Raw genomic sequence first — 21,819 nt, forward strand, 5'->3', positions numbered from 1 at the left:
GGCACGCGATTAACACGTCATCCTGATATCTTGTTCCATTTGCACTTGGATCGGGGTGTGCTTTGTATCTCAAGTGATCACGGGCCGATATGTAGGTCTAGTAGCGCCATTATTACGACTGTTGAAGGTTGGATGCTAGCCATAGCAGTATGTGACTCTGTCCAGCCCGATTCATGCTGTTGCTGGTTTGTGTAGCAAGCGAGTGAAGGCAGGACTGTAGTAAGCGGTGAATGCGTCATTGTTGTGTTCTAGATAGCGAACCGCTAATCCGAGTGTGTTGGCTAGTGCCAAGCCGGCTTCGCGGCCTAGCGTGTTTAGAGCGGTTGCCCAGGCATCGGCGTGCATTGCACTGCTTGCGATCATGGTGACTAGTGCAGGTGCGTCAGGGATAGGGGTGCCTTGGTGAGGGTCGATAGTGTGTGTGTAGCGTTGACCTTCGTGTTCGAAGTGGTGCCAGCGGTCCCCAGAGGTGGCGACTGCAAGTCCATCCAGTTGTAGGATGCACGGTGGCAGTGGATTGCCATATTGGTGTGTGAGATCCATTTCTACCAGGACACTCCAAGGGGTGCCGTCAGGTTTATGTCCATAGCCATATAACTCGCCTCCAATGTCTACTAACGCATGTTCCACGCCTTTGGCATGTAGTGTGGCGGCGACGGCGTCCACGCTATATCCCTTGGCGATTGCTGATAGGTCAAGTTCGGTTCCACCAGGTTGCAGCCAATGTCCGTCAGTGGTGCGCTCCAGGTGTTGCCAGCCTACGCGTGTTGTTGCCAGAGTGATTGCTTCAGGTGTTGGTATTTGTTTGTGATTGCCGCTGTAGGCACCGAAGCCCCATAGCCTCACCAACGGTCCAACGGTTGGATCAAATGCGCCGTTGCTGGTCATTGCGATGTCCAGGGCGGTACGTAGTACTAAGTCGAAATCGTTTGGTAGGGGATGCCATGAGCGGACTGGTGCGCGGTTGAAACGACTAATGTGACTGTTCGGCTCCCATGTGCTCATTTCCGCGACAATCTGGTCGAGTCGTGCTTGGATTGCATTGTGTAGTGGGTGTAGGTCGAGTCGTCGTGGTGCAGCCAGTTTCACGCTCCAGGTGGTGCCCATGGTGTAGCCACCCAGGGTGGCAAGGTTGAGGTTGGGTGTGTTCATGCGGGTGTGACAAGCAGGTGATGAGACGGTTGTTATAGAAGCGATGGGGCTGTCATAGCGAAGGGGTCACTGTGGTAGCACTTCTAGGGTGGCCATGTATTTAAGCCTACGCTGCTTTGCGGGTGACAGGCTGACCTTGGTGTCTTCGGTGGTGATGTCCAGTAAATACATCCCGGCTTCGGGCCAAATGACAGAGAAATGTCCTTGGGTATCGGTGGTCACTTTGATTTCATCCTGTGAGTTACGGTACCGAGTTGCGCCGCGGATGATGTGTACTTCCAGTCCAGTGGCTTCTTTTCCGTCAATGCGTAGTGAAAATTGTGCTGTTTCGCCAGCGAACAGGTCATTTGGATGGGTGATGGGGACTAATTCCAGACCGTGGTTGCTGGGTTCGAGTGCGGTCCGGTTCGGATTCCCATTGGTGACAAAGGTTTCTATCCTGGTAAGGGATTGTGTGACGTTAAGGTCTGGGGTGTTTTGGGGTACTTCTACGGCGAAGCGTGTGGCATCTCCACGCCAGCGTTTGAGTTGGCCATTCTCGGTCCAGGTGACAGATAGCCCATCGTTCACGACACTGAGTCGGTAGGTGCCCTGTTGACTCAGTGTGACATCGAATACGCTACGGTACTTGCTGCTGGTTGGGTTCTGTGGTCGCTCATGGCTACCGTTTGGTGCGGTGATGATCAGGGTGTCCAGGGATAGCGGCGCGTGGTTGAAATAGAACAGATCGTTTGATATTGCTGCGTCAACGGTGATCCACGGTGATTGGCCGGCAATGACTGTCTGTGAGGGGAGCAGCCAGGCTTTGTGTGCTTGTGCAGTGAAGGGAAGAGCCGCCAGTATGGTGCTCAATAGGAGGAAACGTTTCATATCAGTTCCTTGTTAAGGAGAGGCTCAATGAGGTTTGGGTTTCGAGGTGGCAGCCAAGGTGACGGTGCCGAGTTCACTCTTACCCAGTGCTTGACCCGTCTGTATGGTTGTGACTGGCCAGGTAAATGGAATCTTTAGTAGTTCACGCCCGCCGACTTCACGTGTGGCTTCGACAACCAGGGTGTACTTTCCTGGTGGTAGGTGTTTGAGTTGTTTTTGCTCGTCTAAGGACAGGGTGTACCGCCCAGCGGGCCGAGTGGGTCCGGTGACACCGTCTATAGGCAGTTCTACGGTACGGCCGCTCTTGCGCCACCACTGGCGCAGTTCTGGTAACCATTTGGTGCCGTGTGTTTTGTCGCCGTTACGTTGTTGGTACCAGATGGCCAAGTTATGTGCGACTTTCTGATCGGCGTCTTCAATCCAGATTGCAACGTAGGGGCGGTGATATTCGGCAACGCTGAGTGTGGGTATTTCGATGGTGATGTTCAGTGTGGTGGCGTAGGTCGGCATGGACAGCAGACCGCTGAGTGCAATCGTCAGGGTAATGCGCATGGAATGTTTCCGTGGAAGTTCAAGTTCAGTGAATCATGAGGACCGCGATCAGTAGCGGCAGGATCAAACCAAAGCCGACGAGCGGCCACGTCATGCGCCGTTGGCGGGCGTGTAGGTGGAGCAGGCATAGGCCGGTTAGGCAGAACACCAGGCAGGCGAGTGCCAGCAGGTCAATGAACCAGGCCCAAGCTGGACCTGTGTTACGGCCTTTGTGGAGGTCATTGAAGTAGGCGATCCAGCCACGGTCGGTATGTTCGTACTCCAGTACGCCATTGGTGCGATTCAGGCTGAGCCAGGTATCGGTGCCGGGGCCGGTGAGCGATAGATAGATCTCATCGGGCGACCATTCTGCGTTGCGTCCGGCCAGTGCTTGGCCAGTGTATGTGCTGAGCCACGCGGCGACTGCAGGGGGGAGAGGCGCATTGCCGTTTTCGGGTGTGGTGAGTGCCGCGTGCAGTGTCGGTGGCAGTGTTGTGGTGCGATGTATTACGTTTGGTGTGGTCTCAATGTGTGTGGCGTGGTTCAGGGTCAATCCTGTGATTGCGAAAAGGAGGATGCCGACCAGGCAGGTTGCCGAGCTGATCCAGTGCCATTGGTGCAATGTGCGCAGCCAGAGGTTGCGGCGTTGTCGACGCTTGGTTGCGTCGGCGGTGGTGGAGGAGGGTGTGGTTGGCATTAGATGTGTTCAGGTTTCCGACCATTCCCGCAGCAGGTTGTGATAGACGTTGGTGAGTCGCAGGATCGTGTTGTGGTCGGTGTTGGAGGCAGTCAGTGATTGTATCGCTGTGTCCAGCTCAAGTAATTGATGGCGGTGTGTGGCTTGACGCACCAGGCTTTGCACCCAAAAAAAAGAGGCGATGCGCATGCCGCGGGTGACCGGTGCGACCCGGTGTAAGCTGGTGGATGGGTAAATGATAAGGTCGCCGGCTGGTAATTTGACTTCATGCTCGCCGTAGGTATCAGCGATGATCAGTTCACCGCCCTCGTATTCGTCCGGGTCGTTGAGAAATAAGGTGCAGGAGATGTCGCTGCGTAGGCTGGCTGGAGTATGGTCGGGGGCGACCGGAAGGGACATCACTGCGCCGTCAACGTGAAATCCGTATTGGTGGTTTTCTTGGTAGCGGTTGAAACGTGGTGGCAGTGTGCGTAGCGGTAATGTTGCAGCAAAGTACAGTGGGCTGCGTGCCAGTGCATCAAGGATCTCTTGCCCGAGTTCTTGGCGCAATGGTGATGTTTCCGGTAGCTGTAGATTATGTTTAACCTGAGCCCCTTGGGGACCGACGGTCTCGCGTCCGTCGGTCCAATTGGCTGCTGCTAAGCGTTCCTGCATTGAGGTGGCATGTGTGCGACTGAGGATGGTTGGGATGTGTAAAAGCATTGTGAGTTTTTTTGAGCTAGGTGTTCATGCCGTGCTCGTGTCGCTTAGAAGTGGAAGTTTGCTGTCAGTAGAAACGCACGTGGGATCCCTGGTGCATACCGATAGCCACTCTTGTTGATCGCTGCGACGTAGTCTTTATTTAACAAGTTGTAGCTGTTCAGCCGTAGATCCAGGTGTTCGTTCAGGCGGTAGCTAAGTACCATGTCTAGGGCCCAGTAGCTCTTGATATAGGTTGGCGTCCCGATCGCGGTTTTACTGTCGCGTTTCATTTCTCCGACGTAGCGTGCGCCACCGCCGATGGTCAGGCCAAATGGGAGGGTGTATGTGCTCCAGGCGGTGAATGCTTGATTGGGCGTGTAAGCAAGTGTGGGTGAACCGTCGGCCGAGACCGAGGGTCCCTGTTTGACTTTGGCGTCCATCGTAGTGAACCCTGCCGATATTGACCAGGCATTGGTGATTTTGCCGACTGCGCTGAGTTCAACACCGCGCACGCGTTTCTTACCATTTTGGTAATACTGTAGGTCGATGGGGTCTTGCACGATGTCGTTTTTGACCTGGGTGTTGTATATGGCGGCGGTCAGTTGCAAGCCTTCTTGAGACGAGTTCCACTTCACACCTGCTTCTGCGGTGCGTGCCGTTTGTGGTTGGTACTTCGGGTTATTGGCATCCTGGGGTTTGGCACTGAGATCCAGTGAGGAACCTCCGGGTGGTTGTTGGGACACGGCGTAGTTGATGTAGAGGCTGCTGTGTTTGGTGGGTTTAAATAATATCCCCGTTTTCCAGCCGAACAGCGTCCCGGACGTGTTGCCATTGAACCGATTGAGTGTGATAGGTGTTGTGTTGCAGTAGATGCGGCTACGTACTGGGTCGCAGAGCAGTGCCGCATAGTCGGTGTTATAGCGGTCCCAGCGCAGGCCGCTGTTGAGCTGCCAATGCTGATTGAGCTTAAGTGTATCGAACAGGTAAAACGCGGTGGTATCAGTACGTCCGTTGGCATAGGCGCCATTGGCTGCCCAGTGCAGCCCGCTGACGTCCGGGTCCGGGTGGTACAGGTTGGCTGCCGGCCAGCGACCGCTGCTGCTGATACCGTAGCCTTGCATCCGTTCACGGGTCAGTTCCATACCAGTGGCGATGTTGTGTTCGATCGGGCCGGTTTTCAGAGTCAGATTAAGGTTGGTTTGGTTGGTCAAAATCGTGTTGGTTTGATTCTTGAATATTGGTATTTCACGGTTGATTGTCCAGGTCGAAGGATCGGCTAGGTCCGGTGTTATTAAGTTCTCTACGTTGCCGCGGTAGGAGGTCAGTAGGTAACTCTGTTCGTTGCGACCCCAGCGCAAGGTATTTTGCAGTTTCGTTTTGTCATTGATATCGTGCTCAATACGTACGGTTGTCATGGACGATTTCACATGTTCGAAATCTGATCCGGTTCCATAGAAGTTTTTGCTGTCCACGCGCGGTGCGGCGCTGATTTGTGTCCGTGTGCTGTCTGGGGTGCTGTAGCCGGGTAAGCCAATGGTGAGCACGCCGCCGTCTGGAATGTTGTTCTGGTTGATATATTGCAAATTGACGAATACGCGGGTGCTGGTTCCCAGGCCAAATGCTGCTGATGGGGCCAGACCCCAGCGTTTGTTTTTGACATTGTTGCGTCCTGGAACCCCGATGTCTTGTCCCATGATGTTTAAGCGGAATGCCGAATCAGGGCTGACAATGAGATTAAGGTCGCTGGTGATGCGGCGTTGCGAAGCTGTGCCATAGGAGATGCTTGCAGTGTTGGCATTGTGTAGAAAGGGCTGTTTGGTGATCAGGTTAATCGCGCCAGTCGGCGAAGTACGTCCGTAGTCGGGTCCAGACGGGCCTTTGGTGACTTCTATTTGTTCCAGGTTGAAGACGTCCCGGGTGATTGAGCCAAGGTCACGGATGCCATCGACATAGATGCTGCTGGAACTGTCGAAGCCGCGCATATAGACGCTGTCACCTCTTGAGGTGGTCCCGTTTTCGCCGACGTAGAAGGTGCCTACGCCCGGGCTGTTGCGTAATGCTTCGGTGAGTGAGGTGGCGCCTTGTTCGTTGAACAGAGTTTTGCCAATGATGTTAATGGTCTGGGTGGTGTCGATCAGTGGTTGGGTGTACTTGCCATAGGTAGGTTTGTCTGCGGAATAGCGTTTTAGTTGTTCAGCTTGTACGTCAATTTTGTCGAGCGTGGTGATTGGGATCGCTTGTGCCTGAGCGACAAATGAGAATGAGAATGAGAAAGAGGACAGTAGGGCAGCTGCGGTGAGGTGGCGGCTGCTGGCCGTTGCTGTGATGAGGTGTTTGCGACTCTTAATGAATGGCATTGGAGGTCTCAGTGAGCCATGATCGGTGCTGGTTGAGTTGTGGCAGCACATGACGATCATTTATCTGTAGACAGGAAACCCGGAAGCTGGGGCCGACGGGGGACAGGGGGATGTTCTGTCACCTTCATAGTGACTTTATCTTAAAAGAGAATGATTTTCAATAGCCATTGATACTCCTTAACTTTATGAAGAGAGCGACTAAACAAATGAATAAAAATTTCTTTGAATGATGTCAGATAATTAAAATGGCTAAGAAAATTTTTCTGGGTGTTCTAATGTGATTTTTTGTTAACAGTAAGTTTTCTATGAATCTTGATACATCATCATTGCAAGCGTGCTGTTGGCTCCTGACAATGATGGGATTTAAGTCTTCTTGTTCATGAGTTTGCTAATGATGATGAGTTTCGCGCAAAGGTGCCGATCCCTCTATATAGTGTTTGCTCTTGGTTGTTTCTTTGTATGTTCTATCCCGGCTTTGGCTCAGGTGACATCGTCTGAATTGGAGGTTGCTGAGCAGGCGATTCAGCGTGCTACTCAGGCCAATGCGGATCAATACGCACCGAACCTGATCAATCAAGCACGTCAATTATTGATTCAAGCTCAGCGCGCGCTGTTGGATCGTGATCAGCGTAAACAGGGGCCACTGATTGCACAGCGTGCCGCTGCGGATGCAGATTTGGCGACCGCACGCAGTCAAGTAGCTATGTTCCAGGTTCAGCTGGAGCAGCGTAGGGCTGAGGTCATGCAGCTTCAGAATACTTTAGGCACCACGGAGGAAAAATAATGATGTTGATCAAACCGACGTTGTTGTCTTGCGCTCTGGTCTTGGTGTTGATTCCTGTCGTCGCGTTGGCTGCCAAAGTTGATCCGGAGGTTGATGCGTTTAATGTTCGTTTGAATGCACTACGTGCTAACTCTGAAGTCGCTGATGCCACTCGTTACGAGCAGTTGTTGGCACAACAGGCAGTGGCGGCATTGGCGGATGCCAGGCGTAGGGAGCGTGATCAGTTGCTTTACTTGGCTGATCGGCGTGTGGAGATTGCTGAAACCACGGTGCGCATTGCATTGCTTCGGCGTCAACTGGATCAGTTGGCGGGTACGCGTAATGATCTGCTTATTGAAGAAAGCCGCCGGGAGGCTGCCCGTGCTCGTCATGAGGCCGAACAGTTGCGTATCCAGTCGCAAATCCAAGCTGAGGAGGCTGAGCGTGCGCGTCATACTGCTGAGGCTGAGGCGATAGCCCGCAAAAATGCTGAGCAGGCTCTTAGCAGTATTGCTGAAAAGCAGCAGGCCAATCTCAGTGTTGCTCAGCAGAAGGCTGCGCAGTTAGCTCGCGAGGAAGCGGAATTACTTTCCGGTGCTAAGTTGCCGCCTTCACGTTTTGATGAGCGTATCGAGATTTTTACTTTGGGTACGGAGGCTTACGGCGGTGGTAAGAAGAGATTTTCATCGAGTGCGCGTGCTCAAATTCAGGCACTGGCGCAGTACTTGAAAATTGTTAAAAGAGGCGGTGTGGAGATTGTTGGTTATGGCAGTGATGCGGTGGTGGCCCATAAGCGTGCTGAAGTCTTGCTTGATGCTTTGGTTGCTGCGGGTGTCCCCGCTAATCGATTCAAAATCAGTAACGGTAACGGTAACGGTAACGGTAACGGTAACGTCAACACCAACACCAACACCAACACCAAAGCGGCTGAAGTTATGGTGCTGCCCTGAATATGCAGGGTAGGGTGAAGTTCATATGGACTGTTTATATGGAATACACTCGTCAGCGCGGTCTTGTTAATGCACTATTGCTCCATCTAGAGAGCATGTGTGGCGTTTGGTGCGTAGTTGGCCAGTTGTACTGCAAGAATGTGGGAGGTCCAGTCCGATATGCAGCAAGAGTGTGAATCGTAATGAGGAGCGTATCGTTCAGATTTTTCCTGTGACAGGTCAATCTTGACTGTTCGTGGCATCCCTCATTCTGAAGCAGTACCTTCTGATTCTCTCAATTTCTAGGGCGTTTTTGTTTTCTAGCAGAAGGAGTCCAAATGATGTTTGAAGGGCAATCACAGTCAGAAATCGATGCTTTAATCAAGGCTAGTCAAGAATTTAAAGAGTTATATCAGCGCCATAAGTTGCTCGATAAAAAATGCATGGATGCCGAGTTGGGGGTTCTTCCGATCAGTGATGTGACCTTGAGCCAGATGAAACGAGAGAAGCTGTTCGCAAAGATGAAACTCATCAGGCTATACGAGCAACGCCCGCACTGAATTTCCTAATTTTAATAACAATGTCTCTTGCAGCGAGCGGTGAGTTATTTCCCTGCCGCTCGTTGCTTATACTGCTCTGTTTAGATGAATAATGTGCGACCCTCCTGTAAGTTCATTGATTGAGAGTACATGGTCATTCATTCTTCCGTACTTGAATTGATTGGTAATACGCCGATTATCAAGGCGCAGCGCCTTGACACTGGTCTCTGTGATTTATTTTTGAAGCTTGAAAGCGCTAATCCTGGTGGTTCAATCAAGGATCGTGTGGGCTTGTCGATGATTGAGGCGGCTGAGTGCCGTGGTCATATCAAGCCGGGTGCTACGTTGGTTGATGGGGCTGCCAGCAGTACCAGTATGGGCTTGGCTTTTGTAGCTCGGCAGAAGGGTTATCGCCTGATCCTTGTTGTACCGGACAACATGGCTTGGGAAAAGATTTCTAATCTTAAGGCTATGGGGGCGGAAGTGATATTGACCCGCTCAGATGTCAGCAAGGGTCATCCAGAGCACTACCAAGATTTGGCTGAAAAACTGGCAGCCGAGACACCAGGAGCCTACTTCATTAATCAGTTTGGAAATGCGGACAATCCAGCTGCGCATGAGTTCGGTACTGGTCCGGAGATTCTGAAGCAGATGGGCGGTCATGTGGATGCGGTTGTATTAGGTTGCGATAGTGCTGGCACCATCACAGGCTTGTCGCGGGCATTCGACTCAGTTGCTTCTGATGTCGAATTGATTTTGGCCGATCCGGTTGGTTCTATTCTTACCCAGTACATCAATGAGGGAACACGTAGTGATAAGTCTGGTACTTGGTTGGTTGAAGGGATTGGAAGTGATTGTTTGCCTCCGATTTCCGACTTCAGGCGGATCAAAAAAACGTATGCGATCAGTGATGCGGAGAGCTTTCACACTGCACGTGAGTTGTTGAGTAAAGAGGGGATTCTGGGAGGTTCTTCAACAGGTACTGTGTTGGCTGCGGCATTGAAATACTGCCGTGAGCAGATTGAGCACAAGCGTGTATTGGTGTTTGTTTGCGACACGGGAAACAAGTATTTGTTAAATATGTATAACGACGATTGGATGTTGGATAACGGTTTTTTGAAAAGGCCACATTATGGTGATTTGCGTGATCTGATCCTGCATCCTTACAGTCAGCGTCATACTGTTGTGGTTGATCCCAATGATTTGCTGACTGTGGCTTACCAGCGTATGAAGCGATACGGTGTTTCACAGTTGCCAGTGATTGAGGACAGACAGTTGGTCGGTATCCTTGATGAAAGCGATGTGCTGTTACATGTCTATGGTGATGAGACTCGGTTTTGTGACCCTGTTTCTACCGCGATGGTCAGTAAACTTCACCGATTGGATGTGAAGTCGCCGATTGAGGCGTTACTCCCTGTGTTTGAGCGAGGCCAAGTGGCTATAGTGATGGAAGATGATCAGTTTTTGGGCCTGATTACACGCATTGATTTATTGAATTACCTGCGTCGTCGTATCCAATGACGGTTAGATACCTTTGCGCTATAGTGGCTCACTGGCTGCCTGAGTTTTAGTTTTACTGAAGCACAATATTATTCACGACTATTCGGTAAGGATTTAGAGCTTTAACTCCAGTAGTCATCAAGTTGCTGGTTGGTGTGCTACGGGCATTGAACAATTTTGTGATGTTGCCGCTGTGTTTTGAGCGCATGCTGTGTAGTCGTTGATGTATGTGCAATGAGCAATCTGGAGTATCCGATTGTTAGGCGGAGAGAACGGTATATCTCAAGGGTTTCGTCTCGGATATTTAATTTTCGTGGAATTATTTCAGTTGTTGAATGATTATATCAATTACTATTTATTTATTGGTTTTATCTTGATAAATGACATGGTGCTTTAGAGCGCTTAGTGATCCAGGACGACATTAAGTATGTCTTCTGTTCTTGAAACATGATTTATTACAGGGTGATGAGCACTGTAAGCAGGGTGTTATTCTGTGGTAGCTCCGTAAACAAACGGCGGTGGTATCAGTGGTGATTAAGTGCCGTTGTATTTTCTTGGTATTTTCTCAGAAAAAAAGGTTCTAAGGTGTAATGCGTCGAATGTTTGGAACGTGTTGACAGTGCAACAGTGCACGCGTGTGCTATATCTCACTCATCATTTGATAAATATTTTTAGCCTCATGTCATTTTCTTCCCGGCAGATGAATAACTGATGTCAGAGTTGATTTCTTATGCGCAAAATTTTGAAGACATCATGCTCTGGCGTGCTCTCAAGCATGTTGACCGAGGATGCTATATCGATATTGGGGCGTACAGCCCAGATATTGATTCGGTGAGCAAATTGTTCTATGAGCGTGGTTGGCGCGGTATACATATCGAGCCTAATCAAGAGTGTGCTGACTCGTTACGTATGCGTCGGCCAGATGAGCTGGTACTTCAAGTTGCAGTGAGTGACTTGGCAGGTGTGCTGCCGTTCTTTGATATTGCCGATACTGGCTTGAGTACTACCGAACCTGATATTGCTGATACTCACCAAGCCAATGGATTTGTGGTGCGTGACGTTAGTGTCGCTGCGATAACCTTGGATGCAGTGTTGGAGCACGTATGTGGGCGTGAAGTCCATTGGCTGAAAATCGACGTGGAAGGTAGTGAGGCTCGGGTGCTGCGCAGCTGGGTTGCTTCTCCAGTGAGGCCTTGGGTAGTGGTCGTCGAGGCGACTCGACCCATGACGGTTGAGTCGACGCATACGCAGTGGGAGGCTGCTGTTCTGGGTAAAGGTTATGTGTTCGCTTACTTCGATGGGTTGAATCGATTCTACGTGAGTGAACGCCATCCTGAGTTGCTGGCTGGGTTTGCGTGTCCTCCCAATGTGCTTGATGGTTTTAGATTGGAAAATGGTTGGTGTGCGGTGGGCGTGCGTCAATGGGATGAGTGTCAGAAGAGCTTGATAAAAAGTCAGTCTGATGCGCTTGGGGCACACGCAGAAGTTGAGGCATTGAAGGTGTCCGAGGTGGTGTTGCGCCAGGCTATTGAAGCGTATCGTGCGGATGCGATTGCTGCTTATGTAGAAGTCAAGACGTTGAAGGCATCCGAAGCCTGTTTGCAGCAGGCCATTGATGCGCATCGTGCGCAATTAGAGCATCTCATTTCGGAGGTCGATTCCCTGCGTGCCAGACTGGATGATATCCGTCGCAGCCATTCTTGGCGTGTGACGCGTCCGCTGCGAGTTTTTTCTAGAATTGTCAGATTGCTATGTTGTTCGCCCAGGCGCGCGATAAGTAAGTGCCTCATCCTGACAATGCGCCCATTGTTACACCGTCCAGGCATTAGAGCGTTATTAAATGGCGTAGTAAAGCGTGTCCCTGTATTGCATCGACGCTTGCGTTCACTAGCTGAACAAGAGGGTTTGGTGGCACCTCCGTTGAGCACTGCTGATGTGCTGGTATCCGTACCCGTGCCGCATGTGCTGGGCCAGATGCATCGCTCCTTGGCATGCGATGAAAAAAAAGGTACGCATTTATTGTCAAGTCGTGGACGTGAGATCTACGCACGCATGATAGGTCAGATAAACAAGGGAGAATGATTGATGCGTATCGTCATGGATCTGCAGGGTGCGCAGTCTGAAGGAAGCCGCCATCGTGGTATTGGTCGCTATACCTTGTCGTTAGCCATGGCTGCAGCACGTAATCATCGTGGCCACGATATTCATCTCATCCTTAATGGCGCTTTTGCAGAACAAATTCCAGTGATTCGGCAGGCTTTTGAGGGGTTGTTGCCACAGGTCAATATCCATGTGTTCCATGTGCCTTTGCCAATCAAAGAGATGCAAGGGGCAAATGCGCGCGCGGAACAAATCAGAGAGGCGGCGATTGCCGCATTGGCTCCTGATGTGGTGCACGTGTCAAGCATGTTCGAGGGTTACGGAGACAATGCTGTTACCAGTGTTGGTCAGTTCGTCCACATACCTACTGTGGTGACGTTCTACGACATGATCCCGTGGATTCACCGCAATATCTACTTGGATCCGGCACCTGCTTATCGTAAGTACTACGAGCGTAAACTCACTCAGCTACGTTGCGCTGACGCATTAGTCGGGATTTCAGAGAGTTCCTGTGCTGAGGCTGTTAACGTGATGCGCTACGATGCCAAGCGGGTGTTCAATATCTCCGCGGCGTGCGATTCAATCTTCGTATCACTGTCCCGTCACTCCCCTGAATTACAGATGGTTTTGAATAAATTTGGGTTGGATGGCAATTTTATTCTTTATACCGGTGGTTCTGACGAGCGCAAAAATCTACAGCGTCTTATTGATGCTTATGCGCGTCTGGAGCATGGCCAGCGCACGCGCTGTAGGCTGGTACTGGCTGGACGAATGCCTGATCACTGTGTCAAACAGCTGCTGGAGCGTGCTACTGCGGCGGGTCTGACATCAGGAGAAGTCATTTTCACCGGTTATATTTCCGACCATGATTTGGTTGCTCTCTATAATCTGTGTTGCTTTTTCATCTTTCCCTCCTGGCATGAGGGGTTTGGTCTTCCAGTACTCGAAGCAATGTCCTGTGGTGCTGCGGTACTTGTCTCGGGTGTGTCCAGTATTCCCGAGATTGTCCATTACCCCGATGCGTTTTTTGATCCATTCGATGTAGATTCTATCTGTGACCGCATGGCGCATTTTCTCGATCACACTGCTGATTTGGAGGAGCTGCGTAGGTATTGCTTGGAGCGTGCTGGGGAATTCTCTTGGGATGCAGTGGCACTTCGTTTTCTTAAAGTGTGCGAACAGGTAGGCAAGTATGCTGTGTGCCAGGGGATTCCAGAGCACGATGTCTTGCTACGTTCACTTGAACATCGCTTGATTGAACTGGGTGGTGGTGAAACCAGCACTGATTTGTTTGCTTTGGCCGATGCAATTGATCGATCGGTACCTCCTCCGGTACCTAAGATTATGGTTGACGTGACTCAACTGGCGTTACTTGATTTCAGAACGGGTATTCAACGTGTCACGCGTGCGATTGTTTTGGAATGGCAGCGTCAGCCACCTGAAGGTTATGTCATCCAATTGGTGAGAATGGATCTTGAGTCCTGCACCTATGTGTGCGCCAATGCCTATGCTGCCGAGTTGACTGGCACAGGTAAGGTGATTGAGGACACGCCGCTGGTCTGTCATTCCGGGGATGTATTTCTTGGTCTTGATTTGGTGAATGAATGTATCGCTTTGTTGCCGGATTGGTTTCAGTACTTGCGTAATGCTGGTGTCCGGATCGCATTTGTTATTTACGATATTCTGCCGGTGCGTCGTCCCGATTGGTGGCAAGTTGACGGTGCATATCACCATGAGCGTTGGTTGCGCGAAGTGGTGGGGGTTTCTGAGGTATTGCTTTGCATCTCCCATGCGACGGCTGATGATGTACTGGCGTGGATGGACGAACAGCAGTTGCAGAAGCGCCCGGATGTACGCTGGTTCCACCTCGGAGCTGATATTCAGAGTAGCTTGCCAAGCCAGGGCATGTTGGAACATGAGCACAGCGTGCTTGAGCAACTGAATGGCCGGGTGAGTTTTCTTATGGTGGGTACCTTAGAACCGCGTAAGGGCTATGCTCAGATCCTGCGTGCTTTTGATCAATTGTGGGCTGCAGAGCATGATGTGATGCTAGTGATTGTAGGTAAGATCGGATGGTTGGTAGATGCACTGTGCGAGGAATTAAAGTCTCATTCTGAGTTGAATCACCGTTTGTTCTGGTTCGTTGGTGCCAGTGATGAACTGTTGGGACGACTGTATTCGGCGTGTAGTTGCTTGATTGCTGCATCTGAAGGAGAAGGCTTTGGATTACCACTGATTGAGGCGGCGCAGCATCAGTTGCCGGTGATTGCACGTGATATTCCCGTCTTTCGGGAAGTGGCGGGTGAATATGCGGCTTATTTTTCAGGAACCGCACCCGAACAGGCGCGTGATGCGATTCTGGATTGGATTGTGTTGTATCGGGAGCAGCGATATCAGCGCAGTGATGTGATGTCTTGGCTGACTTGGCGGGAGAGTGCAGCTGATTTGGCTGCTGTGTTGTTTGAAGATACCGAACGCCTTGTTACGCGCGAGAATTTCGTCAAAGACAGAGTGGGGGAGATGTGAGTGAATGTGTTTATAATTCTTTTTTGAGATAGATTCACCATTAATAAAGTGATGTTTATTTCTTTTTCAATCATGTTTTGAAGAAATACTAATGTGTAATAAAAGCGCGGTCATTACGGGTATTACAGGACAGGATGGTGCTTATTTAGCGCAGTTGCTCCTCGAAATGGGTTATGTGGTTTATGGTACGTATCGTCGTTCTAGCTCATTGAACTTCTGGCGTATTAATGAACTTGGGATTGCACAGCATCCCAATTTACATCTGGTCGAATATGATTTGACCGATCTCTCTTCGAGTGTGAGATTGCTCGAATTGGCCGCTCCTAAAGAGGTCTATAATCTTGCCGCACAGAGCTTTGTTGGCGTCTCTTTTGACCAGCCATTGACCACGACCGATATTACCGGAGTGGGTGCGGTGAACCTGTTGGAAGCCATTCGGATTGTTAATCCTAAGATTCGCTTCTATCAGGCATCGACTTCTGAGATGTTTGGAAAAGTCCAGCAGACTCCGCAGATTGAGGAAACGCCTTTCTATCCGCGCAGCCCATACGGTATTGCCAAGTTGTATGCTCACTGGATGACGGTTAATTATCGTGAGTCGTACGGTATCTTTGCTGCTAGTGGTATTTTGTTTAATCACGAATCGCCGTTGCGAGCGCGTGATTTTGTTACTCGTAAAATCACTCATGCGATTGCCATGATTAAATTAGGGAAGCTAGACGTATTAGAGCTTGGTAATTTGGATGCCAAACGTGATTGGGGTTTTGCGAAGGAATATGTTGAGGGAATGTGGCGTATGCTTCAGGCTGATGAGCCAGATACTTTCGTGCTGGCAACCAACCGAACTGAAACTGTGCGTGATTTCGTCAGCTTGGCTGCCAGTGCCGTTGATATCCAGTTGGAGTGGAAGGGACAAGCCGAACGGGAATGTGGTGTTGATGTTGCATCGGGAAAAACTTTAGTCACAATCAATCCTAAGTTTTATCGACCGGCTGAGGTGGATTTGTTGATCGGTAATCCGGCCAAAGCTAGAACGAAGCTGGGTTGGGAACCAAAGACCACACTTGAGGAGCTTTGTCACATGATGATGGAAGCAGATGTGCGCCGCAGCGAACGCGATTTCCCCTTCTAAATGAATTTTTCTGGTAAGCGTGTTCTATTGACAGGTAGCAGCGGTTTTACCGGTCGATATATGCTGGACGAGCTTCTTAGCCATGGTTACGAAGTCATTGCCCTTGGTAAGTCTCTCCCTGAGACACAAGATGATTCGGTGCGTTGGTTGCAAGCTGATCTGTGTGATCTCGACGCGCTTACCCGGAGTGTGGCTGATGTGCGTCCGGATGTTGTGATCCATCTGGCTGCGCTGGCTTTTGTTGCACATGGTAGTGCAAACGATTTCTACCACGTCAATGTGATCGGCACGCGTAACCTATTAACTGCTTTAACCCACGGCGATGCAACGCCAGAGTGTGTGTTGCTGGCCAGCAGTGCCAACGTATATGGCAATGCATCCGAAGGGGAGTTGGAAGAGTCTACGAAGCCAGCACCAACCAACGATTATGCAGTGAGCAAACTTTCTATGGAGTATGCCGCTAGCTTGTGGCGTGAGCGTTTACCGTTGGTGGTTACCCGACCGTTTAATTACACAGGGATTGGGCAGGCAGATACTTTTCTTATCCCTAAAATCGTCGCGCATTTTTGCCTTCGCTCCCAGCATATCGAACTTGGCAATCTTGATGTGCAGCGTGATTTTAGTGACGTGCGTTCAGTCGTTCAGGCATATCGACGTTTGGTTGAAACCATAAACGCGGTTGGAAAAACAATCAACGTATGTTCTGGTGTTGCTTATTCCCTGCGTGATGCGATTGATTTTTGCAGAGATATTACTGGACATGCCATTGAGGTTCGGATCAATCCGGCCTTTATGCGTACCAACGAGGTGCGTATTCTCCGTGGAAATCATTCTCTGTTGCGGCAATTGATTGGCCCTTGGAGTTCTCCTCCATTGAGAGAAACATTGGAATGGATGCTCAAAACTGCTGTTTGATGGACGAGTCGACTGAGAAGTTTATCTTCCTTGGTCGATCAAGCTTGGATTTTGAAGTGTTCTTATGGAGTACCCATGTCTGGAAATAACAACAGAGTGCTAGTCACCGGGGGTGCTGGCTTTCTGGGATCCCATCTATGCGAGAAATTGGTTGCTTCCGGTCACGATGTATTATGTGTTGACAATTTTTATACGGGTAGCAAGGACAGTGTCATCAACCTGATTGGTCACCCTAAGTTTGAATTGATACGCCATGATGTCACCTTCCCACTCTATGTTGAAGTCGACCGCATTTACAATCTTGCTTGTCCGGCATCGCCAGTGCATTACCAGCATGATCCAGTGCAGACGACAAAAACCAGTGTGCATGGTGCAATCAACATGTTAGGGCTGGCCAAGCGGGTCAAGGCACGTATTCTTCAAGCCAGCACCAGTGAAGTGTACGGCGATCCAGAAATTCATCCACAACTCGAAACCTATTGGGGGCGTGTGAACCCGGTGGGCATCCGTAGTTGCTATGACGAAGGGAAGCGTTGTGCGGAGACACTGTTTTTCGATTATTGGCGCCAGCACAAGTTAGAGATCAAGGTCACGCGTATTTTTAATACCTATGGTCCGCGCATGCATCCCAATGATGGTCGGGTGGTGAGTAACTTCATTGTGCAGGCACTGCGTGGTGAGCCAATCACCATCTACGGGGATGGTACCCAAACGCGCAGCTTCTGCTACGTCGATGATCTGATTGATGGCATGTTGCGAATGATGGAAAGTCCCAAAGATTTTAATGGACCGGTAAACATTGGTAACCCCACTGAGTTTACGATGCTGCAGCTGGCTGAAATGGTCCTTAAATTGGTGGGTAGTATTTCAAAAATCGTATTTCAACCGCTGCCCTTGGATGATCCGAAACAGCGTCAGCCGGATATCACTTTGGCTAAATCTCAACTTGGCTGGGAACCCAAGGTCTCGCTTGAAGATGGCCTCAGGGAAACCATTGCTTATTTCCGTAAGCGTGTTTAGCAATGTCTGCTTCAGTGCCTCCGCTTGTTATTGTGATACCGGTTTTTGAAGATATCGAAGCTTCAAGCCAGTTATTCCAGGAACTTGCAAAAAATCAGAGGACTGATACCTATATCGTTGCTGTTGACGATGGCTCCATACGCCAACCGCTTCATCCGGAAGCGATCACTGCCGCTGGATTGCAGGGAGTTGTGATTAAGTTGCGCCGCAATGTTGGTCACCAGCGAGCAATTGCGATTGGCTTGAGCTATGTGGTTGAGCATTTCGGTGACACGCATTACGTAGTCGTCATGGATTCTGATGGTGAGGATACTCCTGGAAGTATTTCTGAATTGCTGGGAAATCTGGATTCAGCACAGATTGATGTAGTAGTTGCCACTCGTAAGAGTCGTGTGGAAACTCTCAAGTTCCGCGTCTTTTATGTGATCTACAAGTACTTGTTTTCGTTGCTTAGCGGGCGAAAAATCGGTTTTGGTAATTTCATGGCAGCCAAAATGTCGGCGGTGCGCAGGCTTGTTGCAATGCAGGAGTTGTGGATTCACGTAGCAGCCTGCGTGCTCAATTCTAAGCTGCGCGTTTCGAGCTATGCTCTTGATCGGGGTATACGTTATGCGGGACGTAGCAAGATGAATTTTGTTAGTTTGGCGCTTCATGGCTTCCGTGCATTGATGGTTTTCGCTGAAGATGTTTTGGTACGGGTTGGTATTGCCTGCACTGTGATCGCCAGCTCTTCGATCTTTGGTGGCGTATTGGCATTTCTGTTGAAAATGTTTGGTTATGCGACACCAGGTTGGTTTTCTCTGGTTAACGGCATCCTGCTGCTTGTTTTCCTTCAAACTGCGGCGTTGACTTTACTTCTTCTGATGATGTCTGGAATCATCCGTAGTAGTGGTGTATCGCCTCCAGAGACTTACAAGGGTTTTATTGAAGAGATCCTGTATGCCTGCCCGAAGTAATAGAAACAGAATTAATAGCGCGCTACGTGGTCAACTTCTTCGATATCTGCTTAATGGGCTAGTCGCAACTGCTGTCCATTACACTATTTTGCGATTTACTTTGGAAGTACTTGGCCTGCATTCAGCGGGATTGGCAAATGGTATTGCAGCTATATTCGGAATCATCGTTTCTTTTATTGGCAACCGTTATTTTGTTTTCCGTATAGTGCAAGTGCCGTTGGCTAAGCAGGCATTGCTGTTTATATTGACGTATTTTTGCATCGCCTTAATACATACGTGCATCTTGTATTTTTGGACTGACGTTTACAATTTGAACTATACCCTTGGTTTTTTGATGGCTACTGCTATGCAAGTCGTTTTTAGTTTCTTTTCTAATAAATTCATGGTTTTCAAATGAATATGTTTTTCAAATCAGCTTTGGTTACGTTTGTTTTTATTGTATTCATGCTGGCTTTTTATTATATACATATTATTTATTTTAAAGTGAATGTTGTCTTCTATGCGAGCCTGCTGGATGGTGTGCTGGCTGCTGTATTAGTGGGTTTATTATTTTGGATATTCCGTTTTTTCAACAATTTTTCTTCACTGGAAATAGTACAGTTGCTAGTGATATGGCTTCTTGGAGCATATTTGTTCGCAATTTCGATTCCAACTGTTGTTGATCGTTCGCTTTCTTTCTATATCCTCGAAAAGTTACAGCAACGAGGTGGTGGTATTCGTGAAGATGCTTTCCAACAGATATTTCAAGATGAGTATATGCGGGAACATCATTTGGTAGAAGTTCGATTGACCGAGCAGCTTCAGTCAGGAACAATTTATATCCATAATGGCTGCGTTAAGCTGACTGAGCGTGGTGAGCGCTTAGCTTCATTCAGTCGTTTCTACCGTAAAAATCTTTTACCCAAGCATCGTTTATTGATGGGAAATTATACGGATACATTGACAGATCCTTTCCGTGAAAGTCGGATGAAATTAGATTATCGTTGTCAATAAACATAAGGTATAAGAAATATCATATGATTAAAGTGACTGCTATTTACCAGCAAGATCCTCCACCATTCCGTCAATGGCATCTGCTGATGCCTATTATGTTGCTTGCTTTAGGTTTACTTTTAATACTGGCAACACATGTTAATTACTTCCGCGGCGTGCCTGGTGATCTAGGGGATGCTCGTTTCAATGGCATTATTCTTGAGTATTTTTATAGATGGGTGAGTGGCGGTAATGAATCACTATTGAGTCCTGGATTTTTTTATCCGATGCCTGGTGCTCTTGCTTTTAGCGATAATCATTGGGGAACTGCCTGGATCTATTCGATCTATCGCATCTTAGGCTTTGATCGGTATGTTGCTTATGATCTTTGGTATTTGACAGGCTATCTGCTGAATTTCGCATCAATGCACTTTGTGCTTCGGAAATTGGGCTACTCTGTTGCTGCTGCTGCTTGGGGAGCGTTTTTCTTTACTTTCGGGATGCCAACCGTTGCCCATCATGTAGGTCATGCTCAATTAAGCTACTGTTTTCCAGCGCCTTTGGCGCTGCTGTGTTGGCAGCGCTTTCGCCAGTTGGGTGCTCCACTGTGGTTGGGTTGGGGGGCGCTAGCAGTGGCATTGCAATTTTATGTCTCTATTTATCTCGGGTATTTCTTGTCATTGTTGTTACTCGCTTGGATAGCTGCGCAATGCTGGATTGAAAGGACATCTCCTTTAACCTGGTTTGCTGGTTTCGGTGCTTGGGTGAATTCAAACAGGAGAGATGCTTTATTTCTTTTCCTATTACTAGGTTTAGTCGTTACCAGTCTGTTAGTTTTAATGTATCCCTATGTTTTATATTCAAAATTATATGGTTTCTCGCGTGATTCGCATGACATCTCTTCGATGTTACCGCGTATCAGCAGCTATTTTATTTCTGATATCTCGACGATATGGCATACCTTCAGTGACCACGTAGGCAAGGATTTGCCTATGCGCCATGAGCATCAGATGTTTGTGGGTCTAGGTGCGCTTTTGTTGGTTGTACTCGCGTTAACCCTCAATAGATCGCCAATAGTGAATGTTTCTATTATATCTTTGGCGTTATTGATGTTATTTACCTTAAATATTAAAGATCAATCATTCTATCTATTATTTGCTGATTTCCCTGGAGTTAATTCGATTCGAGCTGTATCTCGTATCATTCTAATATTAATGATTCCACTTGCGATTCTGATTGCCTCTGGAATAGATGCGGCACGCTTAAAAAGCGGAAGATGGATCATATTAGCAGCTTCACTGTGCGTAGCGCTCATGATTGAAACTATTCTAATGAAAGGCCAGTTTTATGATATTGCTGAAGCGAAAATGCGTGCCGCAACGCTCGATCAAAAGTTGCCTGCACATCTGAATGCTTCCACAGTGATTTTTGTTCCTGTCAATACATCTGAGCCATCCTTTATGACCGAGTTGGATGGTATGTTGCTTGCTCAAGAGCGTGGATTGAAGACCTTGAACGGATATTCTGGAAATTTTCCTAATGGTTATTCAACGAATGATCCTACGCAACCGGCGTGCTTGCAGGCTGTTTCGCGTATGGAATCAGCACGGCGTTTTTATGCTGGGCACCTTGGGGAAAATTTGGATATGGGTATTTTTAAGTATTTTGTTGCATTGGATACTCCTAATTGTTCAGAGGGAGATTGGCGTGAAATTCCAAACGAGCAAATAAAGCGTATCAAGCTTGGGATTATCAATGTAAAAAAACTGTGTGATGGACGCTATGAAGTCAAGGTCAAGGTAGATAATCAAAGTGAGTATCCTTTGCTTGTATTGCCTAAGGAGCATCCATTGCGGTTATCTTGGCAGGTCCATCCGAAGGGGACTACTCCTAAAATTGATGCTTGGGTTCCCCGTGTCGATTTTCCTCAAGGAGAGGATATTACAGCAGGTGCTCAGCGATATATTCGCTTCCCGATTAATGTTGATGAAAGTGGTGATGTGATACTTAGTGTTTCTTTGGTTTTGGAGGGGCGTGTTTGGTTACATGATCAAGGATTTTCTATTGTTCAAAAGAAATTAAATGAGAAATATAAATGAGTTTGGCTTTATCTATTAGTAGTTATTTCTATTTTTATTATGTGGTTTCGTGTAAATGCAGTGGATGTTGATCTGTATCT

General features: G+C 48.7%; 19 protein-coding genes. 13 read left to right on the forward strand and 6 right to left on the reverse strand.

Translation table 11 applies throughout. From position 1 onward, the window contains the following. Positions 1-171: 171 nt before the first annotated feature. The 6 genes from F7G16_RS04255 to F7G16_RS04280 all read right to left on the reverse strand — a co-directional run bounded on the left by F7G16_RS04255 (position 172) and on the right by F7G16_RS04280 (position 6,288). Positions 172-1,152: an FAD:protein FMN transferase gene (locus F7G16_RS04255; RefSeq protein ID WP_004088702.1), complete on the reverse strand. Its 981-nt coding sequence runs from the start codon at positions 1,150-1,152 to the stop codon at positions 172-174. A 66-nt stretch (positions 1,153-1,218) separates the two neighbouring features. Continuing rightward, on the reverse strand, positions 1,219-2,022 hold the full coding sequence (locus F7G16_RS04260; RefSeq protein WP_004088701.1) for a DUF4198 domain-containing protein: 804 nt from the start codon (positions 2,020-2,022) through the stop codon (positions 1,219-1,221). Between the two features lie 24 nt (positions 2,023-2,046). Then, the gene (locus F7G16_RS04265; protein WP_004088700.1) at positions 2,047-2,574 is read right to left on the reverse strand and encodes a DUF2271 domain-containing protein; all 528 of its coding nucleotides are present in this window, start codon (positions 2,572-2,574) and stop codon (positions 2,047-2,049) included. 25 nt (positions 2,575-2,599) lie between these two features. Continuing rightward, positions 2,600-3,250 (reverse strand): PepSY-associated TM helix domain-containing protein, encoded by a 651-nt coding sequence (locus F7G16_RS04270; protein ID WP_004088699.1) that lies wholly within the window; start codon positions 3,248-3,250, stop codon positions 2,600-2,602. A gap of 9 nt (positions 3,251-3,259) precedes the next feature. After that, positions 3,260-3,952 (reverse strand): Fe2+-dependent dioxygenase, encoded by a 693-nt coding sequence (locus F7G16_RS04275; protein ID WP_004088698.1) that lies wholly within the window; start codon positions 3,950-3,952, stop codon positions 3,260-3,262. Between the two features lie 44 nt (positions 3,953-3,996). After that, positions 3,997-6,288, reverse strand: a complete 2,292-nt coding sequence (locus tag F7G16_RS04280; protein ID WP_004088697.1) for a catecholate siderophore receptor Fiu — start codon at positions 6,286-6,288, stop codon at positions 3,997-3,999. A gap of 391 nt (positions 6,289-6,679) precedes the next feature. Here F7G16_RS04280 and F7G16_RS04285 point away from each other — a divergent pair, with 391 nt between their 5' ends. The 13 genes from F7G16_RS04285 to F7G16_RS04345 all read left to right on the forward strand — a co-directional run bounded on the left by F7G16_RS04285 (position 6,680) and on the right by F7G16_RS04345 (position 21,739). Beyond that, on the forward strand, positions 6,680-7,072 hold the full coding sequence (locus tag F7G16_RS04285) for a DUF4398 domain-containing protein (protein ID WP_004088696.1): 393 nt from the start codon (positions 6,680-6,682) through the stop codon (positions 7,070-7,072). Between the two features lie 2 nt (positions 7,073-7,074). Next, positions 7,075-8,001 (forward strand): OmpA family protein, encoded by a 927-nt coding sequence (locus F7G16_RS04290; RefSeq protein WP_038233200.1) that lies wholly within the window; start codon positions 7,075-7,077, stop codon positions 7,999-8,001. Between the two features lie 320 nt (positions 8,002-8,321). Then, positions 8,322-8,540 (forward strand): HP1242/YdcH family protein, encoded by a 219-nt coding sequence (locus F7G16_RS04295; RefSeq protein ID WP_004088694.1) that lies wholly within the window; start codon positions 8,322-8,324, stop codon positions 8,538-8,540. Positions 8,541-8,669: 129 nt separating this feature from the next. After that, positions 8,670-10,040: a pyridoxal-phosphate dependent enzyme gene (locus tag F7G16_RS04300; RefSeq protein WP_004088693.1), complete on the forward strand. Its 1,371-nt coding sequence runs from the start codon at positions 8,670-8,672 to the stop codon at positions 10,038-10,040. Positions 10,041-10,730: 690 nt separating this feature from the next. Continuing rightward, entirely contained in the window at positions 10,731-12,101 is a 1,371-nt protein-coding gene (locus F7G16_RS04305) for an FkbM family methyltransferase (RefSeq protein WP_004088692.1), read from the forward strand. A gap of 3 nt (positions 12,102-12,104) precedes the next feature. Beyond that, a complete protein-coding gene (locus F7G16_RS04310; RefSeq protein ID WP_004088691.1) occupies positions 12,105-14,645 on the forward strand; it encodes a glycosyltransferase family 4 protein in 2,541 nt (846 codons plus the stop codon). A gap of 91 nt (positions 14,646-14,736) precedes the next feature. After that, entirely contained in the window at positions 14,737-15,777 is a 1,041-nt protein-coding gene (gene gmd, locus F7G16_RS04315; protein ID WP_004083513.1) for a GDP-mannose 4,6-dehydratase, read from the forward strand. Beyond that, positions 15,778-16,692: a GDP-mannose 4,6-dehydratase gene (locus tag F7G16_RS04320; RefSeq protein WP_004088690.1), complete on the forward strand. Its 915-nt coding sequence runs from the start codon at positions 15,778-15,780 to the stop codon at positions 16,690-16,692. A gap of 75 nt (positions 16,693-16,767) precedes the next feature. Then, positions 16,768-17,712, forward strand: a complete 945-nt coding sequence (locus tag F7G16_RS04325) for a UDP-glucuronic acid decarboxylase family protein (protein WP_004088689.1) — start codon at positions 16,768-16,770, stop codon at positions 17,710-17,712. Positions 17,713-17,714: 2 nt separating this feature from the next. Beyond that, positions 17,715-18,668 carry a glycosyltransferase gene (locus F7G16_RS04330; RefSeq protein ID WP_004088688.1) on the forward strand — a complete coding sequence of 318 codons (954 nt, stop codon included), beginning with the start codon at positions 17,715-17,717 and terminating at the stop codon, positions 18,666-18,668. After that, positions 18,652-19,065 (forward strand): GtrA family protein, encoded by a 414-nt coding sequence (locus F7G16_RS04335; RefSeq protein WP_004088687.1) that lies wholly within the window; start codon positions 18,652-18,654, stop codon positions 19,063-19,065. Before F7G16_RS04330 ends, F7G16_RS04335 begins: the two co-directional genes overlap by 17 nt. Then, the gene (locus tag F7G16_RS04340) at positions 19,062-19,661 is read left to right on the forward strand and encodes a hypothetical protein (RefSeq protein WP_004088686.1); all 600 of its coding nucleotides are present in this window, start codon (positions 19,062-19,064) and stop codon (positions 19,659-19,661) included. Before F7G16_RS04335 ends, F7G16_RS04340 begins: the two co-directional genes overlap by 4 nt. Positions 19,662-19,684: 23 nt before the next feature. Then, positions 19,685-21,739 (forward strand): hypothetical protein, encoded by a 2,055-nt coding sequence (locus tag F7G16_RS04345; protein ID WP_004088685.1) that lies wholly within the window; start codon positions 19,685-19,687, stop codon positions 21,737-21,739. The last annotated feature ends 80 nt before the right edge of the window (positions 21,740-21,819 follow it).

The sequence above is a fragment of the Xylella fastidiosa genome (assembly GCF_011801475.1).
GTDB classification, from domain to species: Bacteria; Pseudomonadota; Gammaproteobacteria; order Xanthomonadales; family Xanthomonadaceae; genus Xylella; species Xylella fastidiosa.